The organism is Streptomyces anandii JCM 4720, from assembly GCF_014650655.1.
Taxonomy (GTDB): domain Bacteria; phylum Actinomycetota; class Actinomycetes; order Streptomycetales; family Streptomycetaceae; genus Streptomyces; species Streptomyces anandii.
This window is the reverse complement of the sequence record NZ_BMVJ01000006.1, coordinates 352,149-358,400: the sequence shown is the minus strand read 5'-3', so window position 1 is coordinate 358,400 and position 6,252 is coordinate 352,149. Positions and strand designations below refer to the sequence as shown.

The following is a 6,252-nucleotide window of genomic DNA, read 5'->3' as shown; positions in this document are numbered from 1 at the left end:
GCGACGGCACCACCCTGACCGCGGGCATGGTCGGCGAGTCCTTCGCCGCCCCCGAGCCGGTCAAGGACGCCGCCGAGGACGACGGGTGGGACTTCTGAGCATGAACCCCACCGACATCTACGCGACGTTCGCCAAGGAGGGCGGCCGCATCGGCAGCGGCGTTCTCGGCAGCGGACAGGGCGGAGTGGCCCGATGTGCGCGCTGACGTACGCGCACTGCCTGCGCGCCCTCACCCCCCGCCCGCCGTCCCGGCTGCGACGAAGACCTGCCGACCTCCCGGCCACGACCTGAGAGACCGTGACCGCCGGGCCTCCGAGAGGAACACCTCCCGTGCCTGCCAAACGATCGTCCCTGATCCGCCGCGGCCTCGCCGTGGCCGCCGCGCTTCCCCTGCTCACCCTCGCCGCCTGCGGCTACGGCTCCCAGGCCAAGGACGACGGCTCCGACCAGAAGGTCGCCGCCGGCGCCAGGAAGACCGACGGACTGGACTCCGTCAAGATCGGCTACTTCGGCAATCTGACCCACGCGACCGCGCTGGTGGGTGTGCGGAAGGGCTTCTTCCAGAAGTCGCTCGGGGCCACCCGGGCCAAGTACCAGGTCTTCAACGCCGGGCCGTCCGAGATCGAGGCCCTCAACTCCGGCTCCATCGACATCGGCTGGCTCGGCCCGTCCCCGGCCATCAACGGCTACACCAAGTCCGACGGCAAGAGCCTGCGGATCATCGGCGGTTCGGCCTCCGGCGGGGTCAAGCTGGTGGTGAACCCGCAGAAGATCAAGTCCCTGGCCGACGTCAAGGGCAAGAAGATCGCCACCCCGCAGCTCGGCAACACCCAGGACGTGGCGTTCCTCAACTGGATCGCGGAGCGCGGCTGGAAGGTCGACGCGCTGAGCGGCAAGGGCGACGTGTCGGTGGTCCGCACCGACAACAAGGTCACCCCGGACGCCTACAGGTCCGGCTCCATCGACGGTGCGTGGGTGCCTGAGCCGACCGCGTCCAAGCTGGTCGCCGAGGGCGCCAAGGTGCTGCTGGACGAGTCGTCGCTGTGGCCGGACAGGAAGTTCGTGATCACGAACATCATCGTGTCGCAGAAGTTCCTGAAGGAGCACCCGGCGGCCGTCGAGGCGGTGCTGAGGGCGTCGGTCGAGACCAACAAGTGGATCGACGCCAACCCGGACGCGGCGAAGGAGGCGGCCAACCGGCAGCTGGAGGCCGACTCCGGCAAGGCGCTCCCGGCGAACGTCCTCGACCCGGCGTGGAAGTCCATCCAGATCACCGACGACCCGCTGGCCGCCACCCTGGACACCGAGGCGCGGCACGCGGTGAAGGCCGGTCTGCTCAAGGACCCGAAGCTGGACGGCATCTACGACCTCACCCTGCTGAACAAGGTCCTCAAGGCCGAGGGCGAGCCGGCCGTCGCCGACGCCGGTCTCGGCGTCAAGTAGAGCCCGTAGCCGATCAGTTCCCAGGAGGTGACGACCATGGCCACGACCCTCGCCAAGGCCGCCGGCGCCGAGGCCGTCGAGCACGCGGCACGTCTTGAGCACGTCTCGAAGTCCTTCGCGGTACCGGGCGGACAGCAGCTGGTCCTGGACGACATCGGCCTCGATGTCGCGCCGGGCGAGTTCGTCACCCTCCTGGGGGCCTCGGGGTGCGGCAAGTCGACGCTGCTGAACCTGGTGGCGGGCCTGGACCGGCCCACCGCCGGGTCCATCACGACCGACGGCCGCCCGGCGCTGATGTTCCAGGAGCACGCGCTGTTCCCGTGGCTGACCGCGGGCAAGAACATAGAACTCGCCCTGAAACTGCGGGGCGTGGCGAAGTCCGACCGGCGCGGCCGGGCGGAGGAGCTGCTGGAGCTGGTCCGGCTCAAGGGCGCGTACGGCAAGCGCGTCCACGAGCTGTCCGGCGGTATGCGCCAGCGGGTGGCGATGGCACGAGCGCTGGCCCAGGAGAGCAACCTGCTGCTGATGGACGAGCCGTTCGCGGCGCTGGACGCCATCACGCGGGACGTGCTGCACGACGAGCTGACCCGGATCTGGCAGGAGACGGGAGTCTCCGTGCTGTTCGTGACGCACAACGTGCGCGAGGCGGTGCGGCTCGCGCAGCGGGTGGTGCTGCTGTCGTCCCGGCCCGGGCGGGTGGCCCGGCAGTGGACGGTGGACATCCCGCAGCCGCGCCGCATCGAGGACGCGCCGGTGGCGGAGCTGTCCCTGGAGATCACCGAAGTCCTGCGTGGGGAGATCCGCCGCCATGGCCAGCACTGAGACGAAGACGACGGCGAAGACGCCGCAGGACACGGCGCAGGGCGCCGGGCTGGACGGCGTGGAGGCCGGCCTCGACGCCTTGGAGGTCCCGGCCCCCAGCCGTACGACTGCCAAGCAGACCCTCCTCAACAAGGTGCTGCCACCGCTCGTGGCGGTGGCCGTGGTGCTGGTGGTGTGGCAGGCCCTGATCTCGTTCAAGATCGTCGACGACCCGACCAAGCTGCCGTCGCCCGCCGACGTGGGTGGCGAGTTCAGGGACGCCTGGCTCCAGGGCAACCTGCTGGGCTACATCTGGACGTCCGTCTCACGCGGTCTGCTGGGCTTCCTGTTCGCGCTGGCCATCGGCACCCCGCTGGGGCTGCTGGTGGCGCGCGTGAAGTTCGTGCGCGCGGCGATCGGGCCGGTGCTGTCGGGGCTCCAGTCGCTGCCGTCGGTGGCGTGGGTGCCGCCCGCGGTGATCTGGCTGGGTCTGGACAACTCGATGATGTACGCGGTGATCCTGCTCGGCGCCGTGCCCTCCATCGCCAACGGGCTGGTCTCCGGCATCGACCAGGTGCCGCCGCTGTTCCTGCGGGCGGGCCGCACGATGGGCGCCACGGGGGTGCGGGGCGCCTGGCACATCGTGCTGCCGGCCGCGCTGCCCGGCTATCTGGCGGGGCTGAAGCAGGGCTGGGCGTTCTCCTGGCGCTCGCTGATGGCGGCGGAGATCATCGCCTCCTCGCCCGACCTGGGCATCGGCCTGGGCGCGCTGCTGGAGAACGGCCGCAACGCCAGCTCCATGTCGATGGTGTTCGAGGCCATCATCCTGATCCTGTTCGTCGGCATCGCCATCGACCTGCTGATCTTCAGTCCGCTGGAGCGGTGGGTGCTGCGCAGCCGCGGCCTCCTCGTGAAGAGCTGAACTCCCATGTCCCAGCAGCCCGTTCTCCTGGTCGTCGCCCACGGCAGCCGTGATCCGCGGCACGCCGCGACCGTGCACGCCCTGGTGCGGCGGGTGCGCGCCATGCGCCCGGGACTGCGGGTGGAGACCGGGTTCCTGGACTTCAACGTGCCCTCGGTGCCCGGCGTGCTGGAGTCGCTGGCCGCGGAGGGGGTGCGGGACGTGGTGGCGCTGCCGCTGCTGCTGACCCGCGCCTTCCACGCCAAGTCCGACATCCCGTCCGTACTGCGGGAGGCGCCGTCGCGACTGCGGATCCGGCAGGCCGACGTCCTCGGCCCCTCGCCGCTGCTCACACGGGCGCTGGAGCGGCGGCTGCGGGAGGCGGGGCTCGATCCCGCCGACAAGTCCTCGACCGGGGTCGTACTGGCCTCGGCGGGGTCCTCCGACCCGGAGGCGATCGCGGTGATCGCAGCAATCGCGCGGGAGTGGCGGCACACCGGTTGGTGCGCCGTGCGGCCCGCGTTCGCCTCCGCATCCCTTCCGCGCACCGAGGACGCGGTGCGCGAACTGCGGGAACTGGGCTGCGCCAAGGTCGCGGTCGCCCCGTACGTACTGGCCCCGGGCCGCCTCCCGGACCGCATCGCCCGCGGCGCCGCCGAGGCGAAGGCCGATGTACTGTCCGACGTCCTCGGCCCGGCCCCCGAGGTGGCACGGCTGCTCCTGGAGCGCTACGAGGCGGCCCGGCAGCCGGTTCTCACGGCCCTGGGGGCGTGACGCGGGGCGTCGGCGGCGCCTGTCCGGCCGGTGGGTGCGAGGGTCCGCGGCCCGGCACTCCCCCGTGGTGCCGGTCCGCGGACGGCGACCACCGCTCGCCGGAGGCCGGTGTGCCGTGGTCGCATTCATGACAGCGCCGGGCGGGACGGAAGTGTCACTGCGGAAATGGGACACCCGGGCCGGACCGAGCAGTTTCGGCCACCTCCGCCGGGGCCCCGTTCACGCGCCCCGCTCACGCTCCGCCTCGTCGGCCAGCCGCACCAGATCCGCCACCGGCAGCGAGCCCGCGGCCCGGTGCTCCCGGGCGAAGGTGTTGGCCAGCCGCTGCAACAGCTCGTTGAGCGGAGTGGGTACGCCGTACAGGCGCCCGAGCAGCACGATCTCGCCGTTGAGGTGATCGGCCTCGATCGTGCCCGTGCCGCGCACCAGGGACTGCCAGGAGGAGCCTCCGCCGCGCGGGCCGCCGGGCAGCGGGACGAGGGTGATCCGGTCGCCGCGCGCCTCCTTCTGCTCGGCGGCGCCCGCGTGGGCGATCCCGGCGGCATCGAGCACCGCCTCGCCCTCGGCGCGCACCCTGTCGTACAGCGCACGCGCCGCCTCGCTCTCCAGCGGGCCGCTGACGGCCTCGATGGCGTTGGCGAGGTTGCCGAGCAGCTTGGCGTACTGCCAGCGGGCCACGTCCGGCACGACGGGCGCCCCGAAGCGCGCGGCCTCCAGATCGGCCGCGATCCGGCGCAGGGTGTCGTCGGTGCCGTGCGGGTGGCGGCCGAGGTGCAGCATGCCGGTGAGCGGGGTGCCGGCGGCGGACACCACCCCGGGTTCGACATGCGTCGCGGGCAGCCACACACAGACGCCGTACACGTGCCGGAACCGGCGCAGGGCGAGCCGCTGCCCCTCCACCCCGTTCTGCGCGCACAGCAGCGGCAGCCGCTCGGCCGCCGTGCCGCCGCCCGCCACCGGCGCCGGGCCCCAGGCCGCCAGCGCCGCCTCGGTGTCCTGCGTCTTGACGGCGAGGACCAGCACGTCGTCCGCGCGCAGCGCACCGAGTTCCGCCGGCCCGTCCACGGCGGCCGGCCGGTACGTCAGCTCGCCCTCCGGCACCCTGAGCCGCAGCCCGCCCTCGCGCAGCGCGGCGAGGTGCGCGCCGCGCGCGACCAGCACGACCTCGCGTCCGCTCTGCGCCAGCCGTCCGCCGATGGCGCCGCCGACCGCCCCTGCCCCGATGATGATGTAGCGCATGGCCCGAGCCTGCCACAGCCGTGTGTACGCTCCCTCGGGTGACCGGGGAAAAGATCGAGGACACCTTCACGCTCGCCGGTGATCTTCCGGTAAGGCGACTCGGCTACGGCACCGCCCAGTTGACCGGGCCCGGCTACTGGGGACCGCGCGGGGACGCCCGGGAAGCGGTGGCCGTGCTGCGGCGGGCGGTGGAGCGGGGGGTGACCCTGATCGACACCGCCGACAACTACGGCCCCCATCTCGCCGAGGAACTGGTGGCCGAGGCCCTGCACCCCTACCCGGAGGGGCTGCTGGTCGCCACCAAGGGCGGGGTGGTGCGCACCGGTGACCGCTCCTGGCACGTCGACGGGCGGCCGCGCTCGCTGCGGACGATGTGCGAGGCGAGCCTGCGGCGGCTGCGGCTGGAGACCATCGGCCTCTACCAGCTGCACCGGCTGGACCCCGCCGTGCCCCTGGCCGAACAGCTGGGCGCGCTGGAGGAGTTGCGGGCCGAGGGCAAGATCCGGCACGTGGGACTGGACACCGTGACCGCCGGACAGCTGACGGCGGCACTGGAGTCGGCCGAGGTGGCGTCGGTGCAGAACCGCTACCACCTCCTCGACCGGGAGTCCGATCCGCTGCTGGCGCTGTGCGAGGCGCGCGGCATCGCGTTCCTGCCCTGGTTCCCGCTGGGCAACGGGGAGTTGACCGGGCACCCGGTGTGCGCCGAGGTCGCCGCCGCGCACGGGGCGACGCCCGGCCAGGTCGCCCTGGCCTGGCTGCTGCACCGCTCCCCCGTGCTGTGCCCCACCCCGGGCACGGGCTCGCTCGCGCACCTGGAGGAGAACCTGGACGCCGCCGCCGTACGGCTCACCGCCGAGGAGCTGGCCCGGCTGTCCGCCCTGGCGGGCTGACCCCGTCCGCCGGCCGGCCGGCCCGGTTCCGGGGCCGGCCGGCCCGGTCCCGGCCTCAGTCCTCCCCGGCGGTCAGCTCCACCAGCTTCAGGACCGTGTTCCAGTTGCGGCTGGTCGCGACCACGCCCTTGGTCACCCGGGTGCGGGAGAGCTGCTCGGCGAGCTTGGAGCGGCCGAGCCCGTCGGGCGCGTACAGGTACA

The 6,252-nt window shown here is 73.0% G+C and carries 6 protein-coding genes and 1 pseudogene; 5 read left to right on the top strand and 2 right to left on the bottom strand.

Features of this window, described 5'->3' with window-relative positions:
* Positions 1–330: 330 nt before the first annotated feature.
* Genes IE249_RS14275 through IE249_RS14260 form a run of 4 tightly spaced genes read left to right on the top strand, consistent with a single transcriptional unit; the run spans position 331 to position 3,919 of the window.
* Positions 331–1,443, top strand: a complete 1,113-nt coding sequence (locus IE249_RS14275) for an aliphatic sulfonate ABC transporter substrate-binding protein (protein ID WP_189705181.1) — start codon at positions 331–333, stop codon at positions 1,441–1,443.
* 36 nt (positions 1,444–1,479) lie between these two features.
* Positions 1,480–2,265 carry an ABC transporter ATP-binding protein gene (locus IE249_RS14270; protein ID WP_189705180.1) on the top strand — a complete coding sequence of 262 codons (786 nt, stop codon included), beginning with the start codon at positions 1,480–1,482 and terminating at the stop codon, positions 2,263–2,265.
* On the top strand, positions 2,252–3,166 hold the full coding sequence (locus tag IE249_RS14265; RefSeq protein WP_189705179.1) for an ABC transporter permease: 915 nt from the start codon (positions 2,252–2,254) through the stop codon (positions 3,164–3,166). The genes IE249_RS14270 and IE249_RS14265 overlap by 14 nt, the downstream gene beginning before the upstream one ends.
* 6 nt (positions 3,167–3,172) lie before the next feature.
* The gene (locus IE249_RS14260; protein WP_189705178.1) at positions 3,173–3,919 is read left to right on the top strand and encodes a sirohydrochlorin chelatase; all 747 of its coding nucleotides are present in this window, start codon (positions 3,173–3,175) and stop codon (positions 3,917–3,919) included.
* A 219-nt stretch (positions 3,920–4,138) separates the two neighbouring features.
* Here the strand turns inward: IE249_RS14260 and IE249_RS14255 are convergent, their stop codons facing one another.
* Positions 4,139–5,158, bottom strand: a complete 1,020-nt coding sequence (locus IE249_RS14255; RefSeq protein WP_189705177.1) for a ketopantoate reductase family protein — start codon at positions 5,156–5,158, stop codon at positions 4,139–4,141.
* 38 nt (positions 5,159–5,196) lie between these two features.
* On the opposite strand from IE249_RS14255, the gene IE249_RS14250 reads away from it, so the two are divergent.
* Positions 5,197–6,051, top strand: a complete 855-nt coding sequence (locus IE249_RS14250) for an aldo/keto reductase (protein ID WP_229858427.1) — start codon at positions 5,197–5,199, stop codon at positions 6,049–6,051.
* 55 nt (positions 6,052–6,106) lie between these two features.
* Here IE249_RS14250 and IE249_RS40270 read toward each other — a convergent pair.
* Positions 6,107–6,252: pseudogene (locus tag IE249_RS40270) on the bottom strand (DUF1697 domain-containing protein); the annotation flags it as partial.

Bases quoted from the DNA above. Each gene is read 5' to 3' on its own strand.
- IE249_RS14260 (WP_189705178.1), top strand. From the start codon at position 3,173: ATGTCCCAGCAGCCCGTTCTCCTGGTCGTCGCCCACGGCAGCCGTGAT.
- IE249_RS14265 (WP_189705179.1), top strand. From the start codon at position 2,252: ATGGCCAGCACTGAGACGAAGACGACGGCGAAGACGCCGCAGGACACG.
- IE249_RS14255 (WP_189705177.1), bottom strand. From the start codon at position 5,158: ATGCGCTACATCATCATCGGGGCAGGGGCGGTCGGCGGCGCCATCGGC.
- IE249_RS14270 (WP_189705180.1), top strand. From the start codon at position 1,480: ATGGCCACGACCCTCGCCAAGGCCGCCGGCGCCGAGGCCGTCGAGCAC.